Genomic DNA, 19058 nt, shown 5'->3' on the forward strand with positions numbered 1-19058 from the left:
CTGTGGCGATTAGCCCGGGAAGTTCTCCGGCGTCTTCGCCTTGGCGCGGGCCTCGGCCGGGCTGATCACATTGCGGCGCACCAGGTCGGTCAGGTTCTGGTCCAGCGTCTGCATGCCCATGCTGTTGCTGGTCTGGATGGTGGAATACATCTGCGCAACCTTGGCCTCGCGGATCAGGTTGCGGATGGCGGGCGTGCCCAGCATGATCTCGTGGGCGGCCACGCGGCCCTGGCCGTCCTTGGTCTTGCACAGGGTCTGGGAGATCACGGCCTGCAGCGATTCGGACAGCATCGCGCGGACCATTTCCTTTTCTTCGGCGGGGAAGACGTCGATGATCCGGTCAATGGTCTTGGCGGCGCTGGAGGTGTGCAGGGTGCCGAACACCAAGTGGCCGGTTTCCGCGGCCGTCATCGCCAGGCGGATGGTTTCCAGGTCACGCATTTCGCCCACCAGGATCGCGTCCGGGTCTTCACGCAGCGCAGAGCGGAGCGCTGCGCTGAACGACAGCGTCTGCGGGCCCACTTCGCGCTGGTTGATCAGGCATTTCTTGGACTCGTGCACGAATTCGATCGGGTCTTCCACCGTCAGGATGTGGCCGTACTCGTTTTCGTTGAGGTAGTTGACCATGGCCGCCAAGGTGGTGGACTTGCCCGAGCCGGTCGGCCCGGTCACCAGCACCAGGCCGCGCGGCTTGAGCGACAGGTCGGCAAAGATCTTGGGAGCGTTGAGCTGCTCCAGGGTCAGGATCTTGCTCGGAATGGTCCGGAACACGGCGCCCGAGCCGCGGTTCTGGTTGAAGGCATTGACACGGAAACGGGCCAGGCCTTCGATCTCGAACGAGAAGTCGACTTCGAGAAACTCTTCATACTGCTTGCGCTGGGCATCGCTCATGATGTCGTAGACCATCGCATGGACCTGTTTGTGGTCCAGCGGATCGACATTGATGCGGCGCACATCGCCATGGACCCGGATCATCGGCGGCAGGCCTGCAGACAGGTGCAAGTCCGACGCTTTATTTTTGACACTGAATGCCAGCAATTGGGTGATATCCACTGCAGTTCCCTCGTTGTTTTGGTACGCTTTGCGTGCAAGGCCTCGTTGTCAACCAGTTCCAAGGCCGTGCATATTTTTACATTATGAGCACGATTCCCGAAAAAATTCAGCAGGTTCGCCTGCAAATCGACAACGCCTGTCGTGCCAGCGGCCGGCCCGAGGGCAGCGTGCAGCTGCTGGCCGTCTCCAAGACCTTTGGCGTGGACGCCATTGCCGAGGCGGCCGAAACCGGCCAGCGCGCCTTTGGCGAAAACTACATCCAGGAAGCGGTCGAGAAGATCCGCTACTTTGCCGAGCATGACAGCTGGAAGGACCAGGGCCTCATCTGGCACTGCATTGGCCCGATCCAGAGCAACAAGACGCGCCTGGTGGCCGAGCACTTTGACTGGGTGCATACGGTGGACCGGCTCAAGACGGCCGAGCGCCTCTCCGCCCAGCGGCCCGCGCAGCTGGCACCGCTGCAGATCTGCATCCAGCTCAATGTCGATGGCGGCATCACCAAGTCTGGCGTCGCGCCGGCCGAAGCCGCGGCGCTGGTGCAGCAGATTGCGCAGTTGCCCCAGCTGCAGCTGCGCGGCGTGATGAGCATCCCCGATGTGCTGCCTGACTTTGCCGCCCAGCTGGCCGTGCACCAGCGCGTCAAGGCCGTGTTCGATGACATCGCCGCACTGGGCCTGCCGCAGCTGGCGCAGTGGGACACCATCTCGCTGGGCATGACGGCCGATCTGCAGGCCGCCGTTGAGGCCGGCTCGACGATGGTGCGTGTGGGCAGCGGCATCTTTGGCCAGCGCGACTACGGCAGCGCCCACTGAAGGGTCCCCTCTGCCAACCCGCCAGCCCGCAGCAGCGCTTGAAGCTGCGTGCTAAGCTGGCCCCCGATTGTTCTGTGTACCCCCTCAAATAGACAGGAGACCCCCATGCCAGGATTGCTACCCGACGTTGACCCCGATGGTCTGTTGGAGTTTTCGGTGGTCTACACCGACCGCGCGCTCAACCACATGTCGCACCGCTTCATCGGTGTGATGGGCGAGGTGCTGCGCATCCTCAAGACCACCTACCACGCACACACGGCCGTGATCGTGCCGGGCAGCGGCACCTTTGGTATGGAGGCCGTCGCCCGCCAGTTTGCCAACCGCGCCAAGGTGCTGATTGTGCGCAATGGCTGGTTCAGCTACCGCTGGACGCAGATTTTCGACGAAGGCGGCCTGGGCGGCAGTGCTGTCATTTGCAAGGCCCGCCCCCAGGGCACGGGCCCGCAAGATGCCTGGGCCCCATGCCCGGCCGAAGAAGTAGCCGCCGCGATCCGCAAGGAAAAGCCCCAGGTGGTGTTTGCCCCGCATGTCGAGACGGCCAGCGGCATTGTGCTGCCCGACGACTACATCCAGACCATCAGCGCCGCCGCGCATGAGGTCGGCGCGCTGATGGTGCTCGACTGCGTGGCCAGCGGCGCCATCTGGGTGGACATGCAAAAGACCGGTGTCGATGTGCTGATCACCGCGCCGCAAAAGGGCTGGAGCGGCCCGCCTTGCTGCGCGATGGTGATGCTGTCCGAGCGCGCGCGCAAGGCCATCGAAGATACCAAGAGCAGCAGCTTCTCTTGCGACCTGAAGAAGTGGATGCAGATTGCCGAGGGCTACGAAAAGGGCCAGCATGCCTACCACGCGACCATGCCCACCGATTCGCTGGTGCAACTGAGCAAGGTGATGCAGGAGGCCGAGGCCTATGGCCTGGACAAGCTGCGCGAGGAGCAGACCCAGCTGGGCAAGGAAGTGCGCGCACTGCTCAAGGCGCGCGGCTTTCCGAGCGTGGCGGCGCCAGGTTTTGAGGCGCCCGGCGTGGTCGTCAGCTTCACCACCGACCCGGAGATCCAGAACAGCAAGAAGTTCGCCAGCGTCGGCCTGCAGACCGCCGCTGGCGTGCCGCTGATGTGCGATGAAGGGCCGGAGTTCAAGACCTTCCGCATCGGCCTGTTTGGCCTGGACAAATGGCACAACGTCGATCGCACCGTGGGCCATCTGCGCCAGGCGCTCGATGGTTTGGGTATCAAGGGTTAACTTGTGTTTTTAACGCGTTCTGCGCCTGCTATCCGGGTGCAGAATGCTGGTTTTTCTGAAGAACATTGGATTGGATTTCGCCATGAAAGCATTGACCGCCAGCGCCCTGTTCGCTGCCATCGCCCTGACCGCCGGCTTTGCCCAGGCACAAAGCAAGCCTGTGACGACCAAGAGTGGCCTGGTGTTTGAAAGCATCAAGGACGGCTCCGGCGTCAGCCCCAAGAAGGAAGATACCGTCAAGGTGCACTACAAGGGCACCTTCCCCGACAGCGGCAAGGAGTTCGACAGCTCCTACAAGCGCGGTGAGCCGATCGAGTTCTCGCTGGGTGGCGTGATCCCCTGCTGGACCGAAGGTCTGCAGCTGATGAAGGTCGGCGGCAAGGCCAAGCTGACCTGCCCGGCCTCCATCGCCTATGGCGCCCGTGGCGCGGGCGGCGTGATCCCGCCGAACGCCACCTTGAACTTTGAAGTGGAACTGCTGGGCGTCAAGGGCCAGTAAACGACACTACTCACAAGCTAAAAAGCCTCCGCGTCTTGCTGGCGCGGAGGCTTTTTGTTGTTTAGGCGATGGGTGCATTGACGGCTCAGCGCTCCACCCCCAGTCGCTTGGCCAGTCGCTGCAGGTTGGCGCGGTCCAGTTGCAGCTCGCGCGCTGCTGCCGCCCAGTTGCCGTTATGGCGGGCCAGGCTGGCGCTGAGCAATTGGCGCTCGTAGCGCTCCACCTGGGCGCGCAGGCCCAAGGTCTCGGCGCTGGCTGTTAGCCCTTCGGCCACTTCGGCCATTTCGGACGCGCGCAGGGGCGCGATAAGGCCGGCTGCCTGCTGGCCGGGCGGCAGCGGCGCGGCGGCGGCGCCGTCCCACAGGTCTTCCTCACCAATGCTCAGCATGCGCGGCTTGCTGCTGTCCTTGCGCTGGCCCAGGGTGCGGCTGAGCGCCTTGAGCACCGCGCGGCTGATGCAGTGCTCCAGCTCGCGCACATTGCCCGGCCAGGGGTAGCGCAGCAGGGCCGCCTGGGCGGCGGCATCGAGCCGCAGGCCGCCCAGCTGCAGGCGGGCGCGGTTCTCTTCCAGAAAGCAGCCGGCGAGCACCAGGGTGTCGCTGTCCCGCGCACGCAGCGGCGGCACCACGACCGGGTAGACGCAGAGGCGGTGGTAGAAGTCGGCGCGCATGCGGCCGGCCTGCACTTCGGCGGCCAGGTCGCGGTTGGTGGCGGCGATCACGCGCACATCGACCTGGTGCTCGCGGTCCGAGCCCAGGCGCTGCAGCTGGCCGCTTTGCAGCACGCGCAGCAGCTTGGCCTGCACCGACAGTGACAGCTCGCCGACCTCGTCAAGGAAAAGAGTTCCATGCTGGGCCTGCTCGAACTTGCCGCGCCGCTCGCTCAACGCGCCGGTGAAGGCGCCGCGCACATGGCCGAACAGCTCGCTCTCGACCAGGTTGTCCGGCAGGGCGGCGCAGTTGATGCTGACCAGCGGTTGTGCCGCGCGCGGCGACTGCGCATGCACGGCCTGGGCCACCAGCTCCTTGCCGGTGCCGGTCTCGCCGGTGATCAGAACGCACAGGTCGCTGGCGGCGACCAGCGCAATGCTGCTTTGCAGTTGGCGGATGGCCGGACTGGTGCCCAGGATCTGGCGGCTGCGATCCGCACCTGCATTGCGCGGTGTGGGCGCCGTGGCGCTGCGCGCGGCCTGGGACAGCTGCTGCACCCGCTCGGCCGTGGCCACGGTGGCGGCAGCCAGGTTGCTGAAGGCCTGCAGCAGTTCGAGCGCATTGCCATCGGCAAAACGGTCGGGCTCCAGCGCATCCAGGGTCAACAGGCCCCAGGCGAGGCCCCCGGTCTGCAGCACGCAGCCCATGCAGTCATGCACATGCAGCTCGCCGGGGGTGGTGATCAGGCCGTCATAGGGGTCGGGCAGGGGGCTGTCGGGCGCAAAGCGCATGGCCTGGCCAGCGGCCAGCAGCTGGGCCAGGCGCGGGTGCTCGGCCACCTTGAAGCGCCGGCCCAGGGTATCGGGCACCAGGCCATCGATGGCCACCGGCTCCAGCCACTCGCCGTTGAGGCGCAGCAGCGCCACCGCATCGGCGGGCAACAAGGTGCGCAAGGCCGCGAGCAGGCGGCGCAGGCGCTCGCGCTCGGGCAGCTCCTGGGCCAGATCGGCCACCAGCGGAATCACGGCGTTGAGGATTTTGGAGGATGTCAAAACGACTCGGGGTGTCAAAAACACAGCATTTAGATGATGTCAGTATGACTGCATGCATTGTGCAATGTATTGATATTCCACAAACACGGTGTTGGCACGCTGCATGCATTGTCAAGACCAACCACATGCAAGGAGAGTTAGATGCTGAGCGATAGCCAAAAACAGATCATCCAGGCCACCGTCCCGCTGCTGGAGACCGGCGGCGAGGCGCTGACCACGCACTTCTACCAGATGATGCTGAGCGAGTACCCCGAGGTGCGCCCGCTCTTCAACCAGGCCCACCAGCAAAGCGGTGCCCAGCCCCGCGCACTGGCCCACAGCGTGCTGATGTATGCGAAGCACATCGACAAGCTGGAGAACCTGGGCGACCTGCCCGCGCAGATCATCAACAAGCATGTGGCGCTGCAGGTGCAGCCGGACCAGTACCAGATCGTTGGCAGCTGCCTGCTGCGCGCGATCCGCGAGGTGCTGGGCGCCGAGATCGCCACCGATGCGGTGATCGATGCCTGGGCCGCTGCCTACACCCAGCTGGCCGACATCCTGATCGCTGCCGAGGCCAAGGCCTATGACGACATTGCCCATGCCGAAGGCGGCTGGCGCGGTGCGCGTACTTTCAAGCTGGTGCAAAAGGTGGCCGAGAGCGCCGAGATCAGCTCCTTCTACCTGGAGCCGGTCGACGGCAAGGCGGTAATCGCCCACCAGCCGGGCCAGTACATCGGCCTGCGCGCCATCGTGGGTGGCACCGAGCAGCGCCGCAACTACTCGCTGTCGGCCCCGAGCAATGGCCGCAGCTACCGCATCAGCGTCAAGCGCGAGCCCGGTGGCAAGGTCTCCAACTACCTGCATGACCTGCAAGTGGGCGACACCCTGGAGCTGTTTGCACCGGCCGGCCATTTCACCTTGCAGGCGAGCGAGCGCCCGCTGGTGCTGATCAGCGGTGGCGTGGGCATCACCCCCACCTTGCCGATGCTCGAAGCCGCGCTGCAGACCGAGCGCCCCATCACCTTTATCCACTGCGCCCGGGACAGCGCCGTGCATGCCTTCCGCCCGCAAATCGATGCGCTGGCCCAGGCGCACCGCCAGCTGCAGCCGCTCTATGTGTACGACAAGGTGGCCGACGGCGAGGCGGTGGCTGCCCAGGGCCATCTGACCGAGGACCTGCTGGGCCAGTGGCTGCCGGCCTCGCGCGATGCCGATGTCTACTTTCTTGGCCCCAAGCCCTTTATGCGCTCGGTCAAGGCCTCGCTGCGCAAGCTCGGCGTGCCCGATGCCCAGGTGCGCTATGAGTTCTTTGGCCCGGCCGAGGCGCTGGCCTGATCGCAAGCTTCTGAAGCGCTGAGGCGCGCGGCATCGACCGCGCCACATACAAAAACCCGAGCCATGCTCGCCTTGAAAGGCCCGCCTGGGTCGGGTTTTCGTTTTACGGGGCCGCATTCTATGCAGCCCAGGACTCAGTCCTTGTAATAGGCCTCGACCTTGCCCTTGAGCTTGATCAGCAGGGGCTTGCCCTTGCGGTCCACGGTCTTGCCGGCGGGCACCTTGACCCAGCCTTCGCTCACGCAGTATTCCTCGACGTCCACGCGCTCGGTGCCGTTGAAGCGGATGCCGATGTCGTGGTTGAAGACCTCGCGCACAAAGTGCGGGCTCTTGGGATCGATAGACAGGTGGTCGGGCAGTTCGGGGCGGGCAGTGGTATCGGTCATGGTTGGTGCAGAAGAGAACGCGGCCCTGGGCCGCACAGGCCGCCATTGTCCACACTTTGGCGGCACCTCGCATGGTGGAGGGAAACGAGGGGAGATGGCAGGCAAGAGGCAGGCAAACCGCGCAGTTGGCTGACTTGGCAAGCCCCGCTGCTTGCCGCTACAGTGGTCGCCATGCCTTTGCTACTGACCGACGAGCAGCAGCGTTTGCTGCGCCGCGCCAAGCTCACCCCCTTGCTGCTGCTGCTGCTGGTGGCCTTGCTGTTCATCGTGGCCAGCTGGTGCCTGGGCCAGCCCTTCGCGCAGTCACGCCACTGGCAGCTGGCGCTGCGCTGTCTGCGCGCGATGACCGAAGCGGGCATGGTTGGTGCGCTGGCCGACTGGTTTGCGGTGGCCGCGCTCTTCAAGCACATCCCGATACCGTGGATCTCGCGGCACACGGCCATCATTCCGCGCAACAAGGACCGCATTGGCGAAAACCTGGCTGTCTTTGTGCGCGAGCGCTTTCTCGATGGCGACTCGCTGGTGCAACTGGTGCGCACGCACCAGCCGGCCGACAAACTGGCGCAGTGGCTCAAGTCGTCGGCTAACGCCGAGCTACTGGGCCACCAGGTGGCGCGCCTGGCCGCCGCTGCGCTGGCCACCGTGCAGGATGCGCAGGTCGAGCGCTTTATCAAGCTGGCGCTGCGCACCTTGCTCGGCCAGATCGATCTGTCGCAGTCGCTGTCCAAGGTGCTGGCGGTGCTGACGCACAACGGCCGCCACCAGGTGCTGCTGGCGCAGGTGCTGGACAAGCTCGTTGAGCTGCTGCACGAGGCCGAGACCCGCGCCCTGATCGCGCAGACCATTGCCCACTGGCTCAAGACCGAGCACCCGCTCAAGGAAAAAATGCTGCCCACCGGCTGGCTCAGTGACAAGGGCTCGGCGATGATTGCCAGCAGCCTGGAGCACCTGCTCGACGCGATTGCCGACAACCCCAGCCATGTGCTGCGCGCCAAGTTTGACCAGACCATGCAGGAATGGGTGGAGCGCCTCGCCCAGGACCCCGCCTGGCATGCGAAGGGCGAGGAAGTGCGCCGCTACCTGCAGCACGACCCTGCCGTGGGCCAGTATGTGCAGGAGCTGTGGCAAAGCCTGCGCGCCAGCCTGCAGGCCGACCTGGCCAACGAGCACTCGGCGATGGCGCGCAATGTGCGCGGCATGGGACTGTGGCTGGGCAAGTCGCTGGCGGGCGACGCGGCGCTGCGCACCGCGCTCAATACGCGCATGGAGCTGTGGGTGCGGGAGCTGGCGCCCGAGATTTCGCAGTTCTTCGGCACCCATATTGCCGACACCGTCAAGCGCTGGGATGCGCGCGAGCTGGGCGAGCTGATCGAGTGGAACATTGGCCGCGACCTGCAGTACATCCGCATCAATGGCACCTTGGTGGGCGGGCTCATCGGCTTTGCGCTGTTCTGGCTGGGCTGGCTCGTGAACCACCTGGGCGCGGGCTCCGTGTAGGCAAAACCGCAACAGTGGGGGGCATCTATGCTTCACGCCGGCTTCACATTAGTCAACACTTCTTTATCGTTCTATATAATAAGAAGCATTCGCATTTGCTAAGCGTCAATCCACGTTCTTCGTTGCCCAGCCAGGTGGCGCCAGCCATCTCCATGCCGCACAGCCCGGCATGCACGCCAGGGCGGCCCAGGCTCAGCCCGTTCTGACCCTGCCGCGCCGCGACTGACAGCGCCAACCCCCCGCGAATAACCGCTGGCCCTGCGCCTGCGCCTTTGCCTGCTCGTCACGAGCGAGCAGGTGGCGCCGCCGCATGCCATACCTTGATCTGAACCGGAGTTTTTTCCATGACCGCCCGCCCCCTCTGTGCAGCCCTTGCTGCCCGCCATTCCTTGCTGTTGCACGCCAGCCCATCGCCGCGCAGTGCCGTGCCCCATGCATGGCGCGCCACGGCGCTGGTGGCCGCTGCCCTGCTGGCTGCGGGCCCTGCGCTGGCGCAGACCGAGGCGGAGGCCGACAAGACCTTGTCGACCGTGGTGGTGACGGCCTCGGGCTTTGAGCAGGCGGTGGAAGATGCGCCGGCCTCGATCACGGTGATTCCGCGCCAGGAGCTCGAGAAAAAAGCCTACCGCGATGTGACCGATGCGCTGCGCGATGTGCCCGGCGTGGTGATCACCGGTGGCGGCAGCTCCAGCGACATCAGCATCCGGGGCATGGCCTCGAACTACACGATGATCCTGGTGGATGGCAAGCCGCAGAACTCGCGCGAGACCCGCCCCAACAGCGATGGCGCCGGCATCGAGCAAGGCTGGTTGCCACCGCTCAGCGCCATCGAGCGCATCGAGGTGGTGCGCGGCCCCATGTCCTCGCTCTACGGCTCGGACGCGATGGGCGGTGTGGTCAACATCATCACGCGCAAGGTGGCTAAGCAGTGGACGGGTACCTTGAGCGCCGAGACCACGCAGCAGGAGTCTTCATCGTCGGGCGATATCTACCAGAGCAACTTCTACCTGGCCGGCCCGATCAAGAGCGAGGTGCTGGGCCTGCAGATCTACGGCCAGAAATCGCGCCGCCTCGAAGACAAGTTTGTTGGCGGCTTCAATGAGCAGGACAGCAGCTCGGGCACCGCCAAGCTCACGCTCACCCCCAACAAGGACCACGACCTGGCGCTCGAAGTGGGCCGCACCCTGCAGGACCGCTATGCAACGGCCGGCAAGAGCGCGAGCCGCGCCTCCAGCTACTCGGACTATGCGCGCAACCACATTGCCCTCTCGCACACCGGGCGCTGGGGCTTTGGCACCTCGACCACCTACCTGCAGCACGAGGAGATCGACAACCCCGGCCGCCAGATGAACCTCAAGAACACCGAGTTCAACAGCCAGATCGTGCTGCCGATCGGCGAGCGCAACCTGACCACCTTGGGCCTGAGCTACAAGCATGAAAAGCTGATGGACAACGGCAACCAGATGAAGGTGGACAACCCGATCAACACGCTCAAGCGCTACCAGTGGGCGCTGTTTGCCGAGAACGAATGGAAGGTGACCGATGCGATTGCGCTGACCACCGGCCTGCGCATGAACCATGACCAGAACTACGGCACCGATTGGACGCCGCGCGTCTATGGCGTCTGGCATGCAACGCCCGAGTGGAGCGTCAAGGGCGGTATCTCGACCGGCTTCAAATCGCCCAGCCTGCGCGCTGCGGTGGCCGATTGGGGCCAGATCACCGGCGGCGGTGGCGACCCGGCCATCATCCGAGGCAACCCCAACCTCAAGCCCGAGAAAAGCACCAGCCAGGAGCTGGGCGTGATCTGGGACAACCGCCGCGATTTCACCGGCAGCCTGACCCTGTTCAACACCGACTTCAAGGACAAGATCACCGAGGTGCGCAGCTGTGAGGACACCGAGGGCGGCGGCCGCGCCATCGTCACTGGCAACTGCACGGTGCTGGGCACGCCCTACAAGTTCATCAGCGACCGCACCAATGTCGACAAGGCCACCATGCGCGGCGTGGAGGCAACCGCCACCTGGAAGGCCAGCGAGGCGCTGCGCCTGGCGGCCAACTACACCTTCACCCGCTCGGAGCAAAAAAGCGGCAACTTTGCCGGCCAGCCGCTCAACAAGATGCCCAAGCACATGCTCAACGCCACCCTGGACTGGCAGGGCACGGACAAGCTGGGCGTCTGGAGCCGCCTCAACTTCCGGGGCAAGAGCTCGGACTACCTGAGCCGCACCTCGATGGCCAAGGGCACGCCGTCCTTCAGCTTCATGGACCTGGGCCTGAACTATGCCTACAGCAAGGATGTGCGTTTCAGCACCGGCATCTACAACCTGTTTGACAAGCGGGTCGATAGCGCCACCTATGACGCGGTCTATGACGGCCGCCGTTACTGGGCCAAGGTGACGGTGGGTTTCTAAGCTTGTAGCTTTTAAACCATAGCCAAGCGCTGGTGCCGCAGGATGGCGCCAGTGCTTGCAAACCCGCGCCATCCCTGGCTTTCACACAGCAGTCAGGCGGCGCGGCATGGTTGCGCCCGAAATAACTTTACAGTTGCGAAACTTCGCAAACCGTAACAATTCTTCATCAATCTCTATAATGAGAACTATTCGCATATAAACGTCTCGCGTCCCTCTTGCTGCCTATCGCGCGATAGCGCAGCCATGCCTTCCCGGGACGGTGCCCTGACAAGCGCCGTGACCGCAGACCTGCACAACAAGCGAAGCATCGCTGGCCCGCCGCCAGTGCCTGCGGGTGGTCTCCATCTGCTGGCGCCTGGGGCGCGCTGTTGTCTACCTGATTACCGATTTTTCCCATGTCCTCCTCTGCCCCGTTGGCAGCGGGTCGCGCGCCAGCACGGCCTCTGCGTCTTGATTTCCACCCACTGCCATCGGCGCCCCAGCGCCATGCACTGCGCGCCATCGCGGGCGTGGTGGCCGGCATGCTGGTCCATGGCGCAGCGGCCGCGCAGGCGGCCGATGCCACCGATGTTGCCGAGCAAGCTGCCAGCGACAAAACGCTGGGCACCGTGGTGGTGACAGCCGCAGGCTTTGAGCAGGAAGTGACCCAGGCGCCGGCCTCGATCACCGTGATTCCGCGCGAGAAGCTCGAGCAGGGCGCGTACAGCAATCTGCACGATGCGCTGCGCGATGTGCCCGGCGTCATCATGACGCCGTCGGACAACAACTCCAACGACATCAGCCTGCGCGGCATGGGTGCCAACTACACCTTGATCCTGGTGGACGGCAAGCGCATGAGCACGCGCGAGACCCAGACCAATGGCTCGACGGGGACCGACCAAAGCTGGGTGCCGCCGCTCGAGGCCATCGAACGCATCGAGGTGGTGCGCGGGCCCATGTCCTCGCTCTACGGCTCGGACGCGATGGGCGGCGTGGTCAACATCATCACGCGCAAGGTGGCCAAAAAGTGGCACGGCTCGCTGCGTGCCGACGCGACCTTGCAGGAGCGCTCCGCATCCGGTAATGCCTACCAGAGCAACTTCTACCTCTCGGGCCCGATCAAGGAAGAGCTGCTGGGCATCAGCCTCTACGGCAACTACAGCAAGCGCGACGAAGACCGCATCTACCAGGGCTATAACGACAGCGACACCAAGGCGTTCAACGCCCGCATTGCGCTCACGCCCAACAAGGACCACGACATCATTGCCGAAGTGGGCTCGGCCAGGCAGCACTTCATCTCCACCCCGGGCAAGACCTTGCTGGAGACCGGTGCGCTGTCCGACCGCAAGTTCGAGCGCGAGAACTACTCGCTGCAGCACAAGGGCCGCTGGGGCTGGGCGTCGTCCGATACCTATGTGCAGCATGAGAAGACGCGCAATATCTCGCGCGAGATGACCATCAAGAACACGGTGGCCAACAGCAGCTGGGTGATTCCGGTGGGCGACGCCCACATCGTCAGCACCGGCCTGTACTACAACCAGCAGGACCTGACCGACACCACCACCAACACCTTGCCCGGCAGCAACCGCACCACCGCCGACCGCACCCAGTACGCCTGGTTTGCCGAAGACGAATGGCGCCTGCGCGAGGACTTTGCGCTGACTGGCGGCCTGCGCTATGACCACGACAGCAAGGGCGGCTCGCAATGGAGCCCGCGCCTCTATGGCGTGTGGAACCTGAGCCCGCGCTGGACCGTCAAGGGCGGTGTCTCCACCGGCTTCCGCGCGCCATCGCTGCGCCAGACCCTGGGCGACTGGGGCCAGGCCAGCCGGGGCGGCAATATCTACGGCAACCCGGATCTGAAGCCGGAAAAATCGCTGTCCAAGGAAGTGGGCGTGCTCTACAACGATGGCGCCGGCCTGTCGGCAGGCCTGACGGTGTTTGACAACGACTTCCGCGACAAGATCACCCGCATTGCCTGCCCCGAATGTGGGCCGCTGAATTCGTCCGGCAACACGCCCACCACCAATATCAATATCGACAAGGCGGTGACGCGCGGCATCGAGGCAACGCTGACCACGCCGCTGGCGCGCAACCTGGACCTGAACTCCAGCTACACCTTCACCAAGTCCGAGCAAAAGAGCGGTGAGTTTGCCGGCCAGCCGCTGTCGCAGCTGCCGCGCCACATGCTCAATGTTGCGCTCGACTGGAAGCCGTCTGACCGCTGGAACGGCTGGACCAAGCTGTCGTACCGGGGCAAGGAAAGCCAGCCCACCGGCGGCCGCTCGGCCCGTACCTGGGTTGCTGGCAGCTATGCCATGTTCGATGTGGGTGGCTCCTTCCACTACAACAAGAACACCACCTTCTTCGCCGGTATCTACAACCTGTTCGACAAGGATGTGTACTACGAAGACTACGCCACCGTGCAGGACGGGCGCCGTTACTGGGTCGGCATGAACCTGAAGTTCTAAACCCACCGCGCGGCGTCCCGCATGCCTGCGGGCGCCGCCTCAACTTGATTGACATGCATTGGAGAAAGACATGACCCAGCCATTGACCACGGCCTGCTGGCGCGCCAGCGCCGCTGCCGCCCTCGCCACGTCGCTGTTTGCCGCACCCGCCGCCTTTGCGCAAGCCCCCAGCCCCAAGGCCCCCGCAACGATCACCGTGCAACATGCCAAGGGCAGCACCGTGGTGCCCTTGGCGCCCAAGCGAGTGGTGGTCTACGACCTGGCATCGCTCGACACGATGCAGGCACTGAACCTGCCAGTGACCGCCTTGGCCAAGGCCAACTTCCCCAGCTATATGCAGGCCTATGCCGATGCGCGCTACCTGCCAGCGGGCAGCCTGTTCGAGCCCGATTTTGATGCGCTCAGCCAGATCCGCCCGGACCTGATCGTTGTGGCGGGCCGCAGCGCCGGCAAGTACGACATCCTGAGCAAGATTGCGCCTACGCTGGACCTGAGCGTCAACAACCAGCAGCTGCTGGCCGATATGCAGCGCAATGTGGTGGCGCTCGCATCGCTGTGGGGCAAGCAGGCCCAGGGCGAGCAGCTGATGCAGCGGGTGCGCGCCGAGGTGGACAGCACCCGCGCACTGGCCCAGCAGCAGGCACCCGGCCTCTTGGTGCTGGCCATCAGCACCACGCTCAATGCCCAGCCTCCCGGCGCACGCTTTGGCCTGCTGCACGATGTGCTGGGTGTCAAACCTGCCCTGCCCGCCGACGCCAGCAAGCCGCGCGGCGTGCCGATGAAGATGGAAGAGATCCGCCAGCTCAACCCCGCCTGGCTCTATGTGATCGACCGCAATGCCGGTACCGGCAGCACCACTGGCCGTGATGGCAAGCCCGTCGTCGCCAGCACCGAGCTGTTCAACAACGAGGCCATCCGCAACAGCGCTGCGGGCCAGCAGGGCCGGGTGGTGTTCCTGGATCCGCAGGTTTGGTACCTGCTGGGGGTGGCCGGCCCGCAGGCGATGCTGCAGACGACGGCGCAGCTCAAGCGCGTGTGGGGCCAACGCTGAGGAAGCGCGCATCCCGGGTGTCTGCCCCCGGCGGCTGACCCAGCGCCAGCGCGATGGGGCACGGGGGGCATGGAAGCATGCGCAACAAGGGATGCCATTGCATGCATCCCTTGTTGCGCGCTGTCAGGGTGCCGTTGCCAGCGCAAACCCCTCATCCAGCCAACCGGTGATGCCGCCGGCCATGATCTTGACGGGCCTGCCCAGCTGCGCCAGGCGCAAGGCGCCCCGGGCCGCGCCATTGCAGTGCGGGCCGGCGCAATAGGTCACAAACAGCGTATCGGCAGGCCAGGCCGCCAGCTTGCTCGCAACGATCTTGCCGTGCGGCAGATGCAGCGCGCCAGGGACATGGCCTTGTGCATACAGCGCGGCGCTGCGCACATCGAGCAGCACAAAGTCGGGCTGGCCTTGGCCTAGGGCATCGTGCACATCCCAGCAGTCGGTCTCGAACGTGAAGGAGCGGGAGAAATGCGCCACGGCATCGGCACTGGCGGCGGCGGGAATCTGGCTGACATAGCGGCTCATGAAGTACTCCTGGTAAACATGCCAGCGATTTTGCGGATCGACCCTTCTGTCTACAATTGGCGCAGAAGACATAAAGGGAAGGATTTGCGCCAATGTCTGCACGCTTGCTGGGCCCGCTGGTCGTTGCACCGGTCTACAACGGTCTTTGCACCTTTGAGTTCTCGATGGTGGCCGAGGTGTTTGGCCTGGAGCGGCCCGAGATGGGTGAGGGCTGGTACCGTTTTGCGAGTGTGGCCGTGGAGCCAGGTCCGCTGCGGGCCCAGGGGGGCTTGCTGGTGCAGGCCAGTGCAGATATGGCCTTGCTGGAGCAGGCGGACCTGATCGTGGTGCCCGGCTGGCGCGGCCTGGACGAGCCGGTCCCGCCCGCGCTTCAACAAGCCCTGCGTCGCGCGGTGCAGCGCGGGGCCACCTTGGCGTCGATATGCTCCGGCGCCTTTGTGCTGGCCGCCGCCGGCTTGCTCGACGGGCGCCGTGCCGCCACCCACTGGCGCTACGCCCAGGCGCTGGCGCAGCGCTACCCGGCCATCGACGTGGATGCCCAGGTGCTGTACGTGCAGGATGGGCGCATTTTTACCTCGGCGGGCAGTGCGGCGGGCCTCGACCTGATGCTGCATCTGGTGCGCTGCGATTTTGGCGTGCAGGCGGCCAACAGCGTTGCGCGGCGCCTGGTGGTTGCTGCGCACCGCAGCGGTGGGCAGGCGCAGTTCATCGAGCAGCCGCTCGTGGCCGATACATCGGGCAAGCTGGCGCAGCTGCTGGACCAGGTACGCGCCGATCTGCGGCGGGACTGGACGGTGGCCGCGATGGCCGAGGTGCTGGCAATGAGCCGGCGCACCTTTTTGCGCCGTTTCACGGCAGGCACCGGCATGGCGCCCAGCGCCTGGCTGGCGCAGGCGCGGATGGAGGAAGTGCGGCGTTTGCTGGAGAGCACCAGCCTGCGTGTGGAGCAGATTGCCGACCAGGCAGGCTACCGCAGCGTGCAGGTGCTGCGCGACCAGTTCAAGCGCAGCCTGGGGGTGTCCCCCAGGGCATACCGCGCATCATTCACCGCGCCCTAGCGCCCCAGCCCGCCGCTACAGCGAGCCGGGCAGGGAGCAGGTCTCAGCGGCCGTGCAGCTGCACCGCCTGGCTGGCGGCCAGTGCGGCGATGTCCTCGCTGCTGTAGCCCAGCTCCTGCAGCACCTCGGCGGTGTGCTCGCCATACTGCGGCGCGCCGCGCCGCGTGACGCCATTGCCGTGCGAGAACTTGATCGGCAGGCCCAGCGCCTGCACCTGGCCGGCGACGGGGTGGTCGACCTCGATGACCATGTCGCGCGCCAGGGTCTGCGGGTCTTCCAGCATGTCCTTGATCTTGCGCACCGGGCCGGCAGGCACGCCGGCCTGCTCGAACTTCTCGACCCAGTAGTCAGTCGTGTTGCTGCGCATGGCCTCGGTGATGATGGATATCAGCAGATCGCGGTGGGCCATGCGCTCGCGGTTGCTGGCAAAGCGCTCGTCTTCGAGCAGGTGCTCGAGCTGCAGCACGCGCGTCATGCCGACCCAGGTGGCCTGGCTCACCGCGCCGATGTTGATCCAGCCGTCCTGCGTCGGTATCGCCTGGTAGGGCGCGGCCACCGGGTGGGCCGAGCCCATGGGGCCGGCCGATTCGCCGGTGGCAAAGGCCATCGCCACTTGCCAGTAGGTGTGGACCAGCGAGGCCTCGTACAGCGAGGTGTCGACATACTGGCCTTCGCCGGTGCGCAGCCGCTCGATGTAGGCGGCCAGCACGCCGGTCGAGGCCAGGATGCCGGCGGTCACATCACCAATCGGCACGCCGACCTTGACGGGCGGGCGGCCCGGGCCTTCGCCCGTCAGGCTCATGATGCCGGACATGCCCTGCGCAATCAGGTCGTAGCCTGCGCGCTTGGCATAGGGGCCGTTGAGGCCAAAGCCGGTGATCTTGCAGTAGATCAGGCCGGGGTTGCTGGCGCGCAGCACGTCATAGCCCAGGCCGAGTTTTTCCATCGTGCCGGGGCGGAAGTTCTCGATCACTACATCGGCCTTGTCGATGAGGCGGCGCACCACCTGCAGGCCATCGGGGTGCTTGAGGTCGACCGCAATACCGCGCTTGTTGCGGTTGACAATCATGAAGGTGGCGGACTCGCCCTGGATCTCGGGCGGGATCGCGCGGCGGGTGTCGTCGCCGCCGGGCAGGCGCTCGACCTTGACCACCTCGGCGCCCATGTCGGCCAGCAGCAAGCCGCCAACAGGCCCTGCCATGACATTGGTGAGCTCAACAACAACGAGGCCCGACAGCGGGCCTTTGCGCGGGGAAGGGGAGGGCTGCATGAACGCTGTTACTTTCCTGTAAATACCGGCTTGCGCTTGTCCAAAAAGGCGCGGTAGCCTTCGATGAAATCCTGCGTGTCAAAGCAGGCGTAGCCCTCTTGCTGGTCGGCATCCGTCAATGGCGTGCCGCTTTGCAGCCGGGCGATGAATTTTTTGTGCCAGCGTGCTGACAGCGGCGCCAGATTGCTGATGCGGGCGATGGTCTGGGCCAGCTCCTCGTCCCAGGCAGCTTGGGGCACCACGCGGGTCACCAGGCCTTTGCTGAGGGCCTCTTGGGCATCGAGCAGGCGGCCTTCAAGCAGCAGCTCCAGCGCCACCTGCGGGCCTGCGACATGCAGCAGTGCCTCGAGCTCCGGGTAGGCGAGCACACCACCGAGGCGGCCGATGGGGATGCCAAAGCGGGCGTCGTCACTGGCCAGGCGCAGGTCGCAGCAGGCCGCCAGCTCCAGCCCACCGCCAACGCAGGCGCCACGGATCGCTGCCAGGGTGGGAATGGGGCAGTGGCGCAGCAAGGCCATGGCCCGGTGCGCCTGCTGGGCAAACGCAATGCCCTTTTCCTTGGACGAGCGCAGCGATTCGAACTCGTCGATATCGGCGCCGCTACCAAAGGCCTGGGTGCCTGCGCCGCGCAGCACGATGCAGCGCAGATCGCTGTCTTGCACCAGCACCTCCAGCTGCTCGGCCAGGCTGATCCACATCTGGTGGCTGATCGCGTTGCGTTTGGCCACGTTGTCGATCAACAAGGTGGCGACATGGCCGTCGCGGCTAAGGGTGATCTGTCCACTCATGGGCTGGCTTTGTCAAAGGGTGATGGAAAAAGGCGCGGCAGTCTGCGCGCCGCTGGCGTTGAACGGGTGTTGAGGGTCTAAGACGGCCCAGCAAACCAAAGGTTTGCGGTTGAGACGAGGCGCGATGCCGAAGGCAGTACAAGGGTACGGCAAGGCATCGCAACGACGTATCAAGGCTCGTGTCAGCCCTTGTCAGAATGCGGGGACGATGGAGCCCTGGAACTCCTTGTCAATGAACTGGCGCACCTCGTCCGAATGGTAGGCCTTGACCAGGCGTGCCACCCAGGGCTTGTCCTTGTCAGCCTGGCGCACGGCAATCAGGTTGGTGTAGGGCGACTTGGCCGACTCGCGGGCAATGGCGTCCTTGGTGGGGTTGAGCTTGGCGGCAATCGCATAGCTGGTGTTGATGACGGCGGCATCGAGGTCATTGAGCGCATGCACCAGCTGGGCGGCATCGAGCTCGCGCAGGCGCAGCTTCTTGGGGTTATCGACTACATCCAGCGGCGTGGCCTTGATGCCGGCAGAGGCGCGCAGCTTGATGAGGCCGTGCTCCTGCAGCAGCAGCAGCGCGCGGCCACCATTGGTGGGGTCATTGGGCAGACCGATCTGCGCGCCGGCGGGCAGGTCGGCCAGCGACTTCACCTTCTTGGAGTACAGCGCAATCGGCAGCACCACGGTGTTGGCAGCTGCCACCAGTTTGTAGCCCCGGTCCTTGACCTGCTGGTCCAGATAGGGGTGGTGCTGGTAGGCATTGGCATCGAGATCGCCAGCGACCAGTGCGGCATTGGGCTGGATGAAGTCGCTGAACTCGATCACCTGGATGCTGAGGCCCTCTTTGGCGGCCGCTTGTTTGACGGCCTCGGCAATCTGCGCATGGGGGCCCGCCGTTACGCCCAGCTTGAGGGGCTTGTCCTGCGCAAAGGCAGGCGCGGCAAAGGCGGCAGAAACCGCCAGCAGGGCGGCGAGGGTGAAATGGCGCTTGAGCATGGAAGGCAGT

Annotated in this window: 16 protein-coding genes; 9 read left to right on the forward strand and 7 right to left on the reverse strand. The window is 65.1% G+C overall.

Annotated features, from left to right (window positions below; genetic code table 11):
• Positions 1–9: 9 nt before the first annotated feature.
• Positions 10–1053, reverse strand: coding sequence for a type IV pilus twitching motility protein PilT (locus tag WH265_RS19965; RefSeq protein ID WP_021027363.1), 1044 nt, complete (start codon positions 1051–1053; stop codon positions 10–12).
• An 83-nt stretch (positions 1054–1136) separates the two neighbouring features.
• Here WH265_RS19965 and WH265_RS19970 point away from each other — a divergent pair, with 83 nt between their 5' ends.
• The 3 genes from WH265_RS19970 to WH265_RS19980 all read left to right on the forward strand — a co-directional run bounded on the left by WH265_RS19970 (position 1137) and on the right by WH265_RS19980 (position 3606).
• On the forward strand, positions 1137–1865 hold the full coding sequence (locus tag WH265_RS19970; protein ID WP_339559414.1) for a YggS family pyridoxal phosphate-dependent enzyme: 729 nt from the start codon (positions 1137–1139) through the stop codon (positions 1863–1865).
• A gap of 105 nt (positions 1866–1970) precedes the next feature.
• Complete coding sequence (locus tag WH265_RS19975) at positions 1971–3107, forward strand: pyridoxal-phosphate-dependent aminotransferase family protein (RefSeq protein WP_312989947.1); 1137 nt, start codon at positions 1971–1973, stop codon at positions 3105–3107.
• 82 nt (positions 3108–3189) lie between these two features.
• Positions 3190–3606 (forward strand): FKBP-type peptidyl-prolyl cis-trans isomerase, encoded by a 417-nt coding sequence (locus WH265_RS19980; RefSeq protein ID WP_339559415.1) that lies wholly within the window; start codon positions 3190–3192, stop codon positions 3604–3606.
• Between the two features lie 85 nt (positions 3607–3691).
• On the opposite strand, the gene norR is transcribed toward WH265_RS19980, so the two are convergent.
• The gene (gene norR / locus WH265_RS19985) at positions 3692–5308 is read right to left on the reverse strand and encodes a nitric oxide reductase transcriptional regulator NorR (RefSeq protein ID WP_339559416.1); all 1617 of its coding nucleotides are present in this window, start codon (positions 5306–5308) and stop codon (positions 3692–3694) included.
• A 141-nt stretch (positions 5309–5449) separates the two neighbouring features.
• Here norR and hmpA point away from each other — a divergent pair, with 141 nt between their 5' ends.
• Entirely contained in the window at positions 5450–6625 is a 1176-nt protein-coding gene (gene hmpA, locus WH265_RS19990; protein ID WP_339559417.1) for an NO-inducible flavohemoprotein, read from the forward strand.
• Between the two features lie 134 nt (positions 6626–6759).
• On the opposite strand, the gene WH265_RS19995 is transcribed toward hmpA, so the two are convergent.
• A complete protein-coding gene (locus WH265_RS19995) occupies positions 6760–7011 on the reverse strand; it encodes a DUF3297 family protein (RefSeq protein WP_133858265.1) in 252 nt (83 codons plus the stop codon).
• A gap of 171 nt (positions 7012–7182) precedes the next feature.
• On the opposite strand from WH265_RS19995, the gene WH265_RS20000 reads away from it, so the two are divergent.
• From WH265_RS20000 to WH265_RS20015, 4 genes are all read left to right on the forward strand, one after another.
• Positions 7183–8508 (forward strand): DUF445 domain-containing protein, encoded by a 1326-nt coding sequence (locus WH265_RS20000; protein WP_339559418.1) that lies wholly within the window; start codon positions 7183–7185, stop codon positions 8506–8508.
• 344 nt (positions 8509–8852) lie between these two features.
• A complete protein-coding gene (locus WH265_RS20005; protein WP_339559419.1) occupies positions 8853–10922 on the forward strand; it encodes a ligand-gated channel protein in 2070 nt (689 codons plus the stop codon).
• 395 nt (positions 10923–11317) lie between these two features.
• Entirely contained in the window at positions 11318–13372 is a 2055-nt protein-coding gene (locus WH265_RS20010) for a ligand-gated channel protein (RefSeq protein ID WP_339559420.1), read from the forward strand.
• Positions 13373–13442: 70 nt separating this feature from the next.
• A complete protein-coding gene (locus WH265_RS20015) occupies positions 13443–14423 on the forward strand; it encodes a siderophore ABC transporter substrate-binding protein (RefSeq protein WP_339559421.1) in 981 nt (326 codons plus the stop codon).
• A gap of 123 nt (positions 14424–14546) precedes the next feature.
• Here the strand turns inward: WH265_RS20015 and WH265_RS20020 are convergent, their stop codons facing one another.
• Positions 14547–14945, reverse strand: coding sequence for a rhodanese-like domain-containing protein (locus WH265_RS20020; RefSeq protein WP_312989871.1), 399 nt, complete (start codon positions 14943–14945; stop codon positions 14547–14549).
• Positions 14946–15037: 92 nt separating this feature from the next.
• Here WH265_RS20020 and ftrA point away from each other — a divergent pair, with 92 nt between their 5' ends.
• Positions 15038–16003, forward strand: coding sequence for a transcriptional regulator FtrA (gene ftrA, locus WH265_RS20025; protein ID WP_339559422.1), 966 nt, complete (start codon positions 15038–15040; stop codon positions 16001–16003).
• A gap of 43 nt (positions 16004–16046) precedes the next feature.
• Here the strand turns inward: ftrA and WH265_RS20030 are convergent, their stop codons facing one another.
• From WH265_RS20030 to WH265_RS20040, 3 genes are all read right to left on the reverse strand, one after another.
• Positions 16047–17273: a CaiB/BaiF CoA transferase family protein gene (locus WH265_RS20030; RefSeq protein ID WP_339559423.1), complete on the reverse strand. Its 1227-nt coding sequence runs from the start codon at positions 17271–17273 to the stop codon at positions 16047–16049.
• 8 nt (positions 17274–17281) lie between these two features.
• Positions 17282–18061 carry an enoyl-CoA hydratase-related protein gene (locus tag WH265_RS20035; RefSeq protein ID WP_339559424.1) on the reverse strand — a complete coding sequence of 260 codons (780 nt, stop codon included), beginning with the start codon at positions 18059–18061 and terminating at the stop codon, positions 17282–17284.
• 192 nt (positions 18062–18253) lie between these two features.
• Positions 18254–19048, reverse strand: coding sequence for a MetQ/NlpA family ABC transporter substrate-binding protein (locus WH265_RS20040; protein ID WP_021025977.1), 795 nt, complete (start codon positions 19046–19048; stop codon positions 18254–18256).
• Between the last annotated feature and the right edge of the window lie 10 nt (positions 19049–19058).

Source organism: Comamonas sp. MYb396, from assembly GCF_037479555.1.
In the GTDB taxonomy this organism is placed as follows: domain Bacteria; phylum Pseudomonadota; class Gammaproteobacteria; order Burkholderiales; family Burkholderiaceae_C; genus Comamonas.

Excerpts from the sequence above, each read along its gene's own strand:
- WH265_RS19970 (WP_339559414.1), top strand. The coding sequence starts at position 1,137 with ATGAGCACGATTCCCGAAAAAATTCAGCAGGTTCGCCTGCAAATCGAC.
- WH265_RS19975 (WP_312989947.1), top strand. The coding sequence starts at position 1,971 with ATGCCAGGATTGCTACCCGACGTTGACCCCGATGGTCTGTTGGAGTTT.
- WH265_RS19980 (WP_339559415.1), top strand. The coding sequence starts at position 3,190 with ATGAAAGCATTGACCGCCAGCGCCCTGTTCGCTGCCATCGCCCTGACC.
- hmpA (WP_339559417.1), top strand. The coding sequence starts at position 5,450 with ATGCTGAGCGATAGCCAAAAACAGATCATCCAGGCCACCGTCCCGCTG.
- WH265_RS19995 (WP_133858265.1), bottom strand. The coding sequence starts at position 7,011 with ATGACCGATACCACTGCCCGCCCCGAACTGCCCGACCACCTGTCTATC.
- WH265_RS20000 (WP_339559418.1), top strand. The coding sequence starts at position 7,183 with ATGCCTTTGCTACTGACCGACGAGCAGCAGCGTTTGCTGCGCCGCGCC.
- WH265_RS20005 (WP_339559419.1), top strand. The coding sequence starts at position 8,853 with ATGACCGCCCGCCCCCTCTGTGCAGCCCTTGCTGCCCGCCATTCCTTG.
- WH265_RS20010 (WP_339559420.1), top strand. The coding sequence starts at position 11,318 with ATGTCCTCCTCTGCCCCGTTGGCAGCGGGTCGCGCGCCAGCACGGCCT.
- WH265_RS20015 (WP_339559421.1), top strand. The coding sequence starts at position 13,443 with ATGACCCAGCCATTGACCACGGCCTGCTGGCGCGCCAGCGCCGCTGCC.
- WH265_RS20020 (WP_312989871.1), bottom strand. The coding sequence starts at position 14,945 with ATGAGCCGCTATGTCAGCCAGATTCCCGCCGCCGCCAGTGCCGATGCC.
- ftrA (WP_339559422.1), top strand. The coding sequence starts at position 15,038 with ATGTCTGCACGCTTGCTGGGCCCGCTGGTCGTTGCACCGGTCTACAAC.
- WH265_RS20030 (WP_339559423.1), bottom strand. The coding sequence starts at position 17,273 with ATGCAGCCCTCCCCTTCCCCGCGCAAAGGCCCGCTGTCGGGCCTCGTT.
- WH265_RS20035 (WP_339559424.1), bottom strand. The coding sequence starts at position 18,061 with ATGAGTGGACAGATCACCCTTAGCCGCGACGGCCATGTCGCCACCTTG.
- WH265_RS20040 (WP_021025977.1), bottom strand. The coding sequence starts at position 19,048 with ATGCTCAAGCGCCATTTCACCCTCGCCGCCCTGCTGGCGGTTTCTGCC.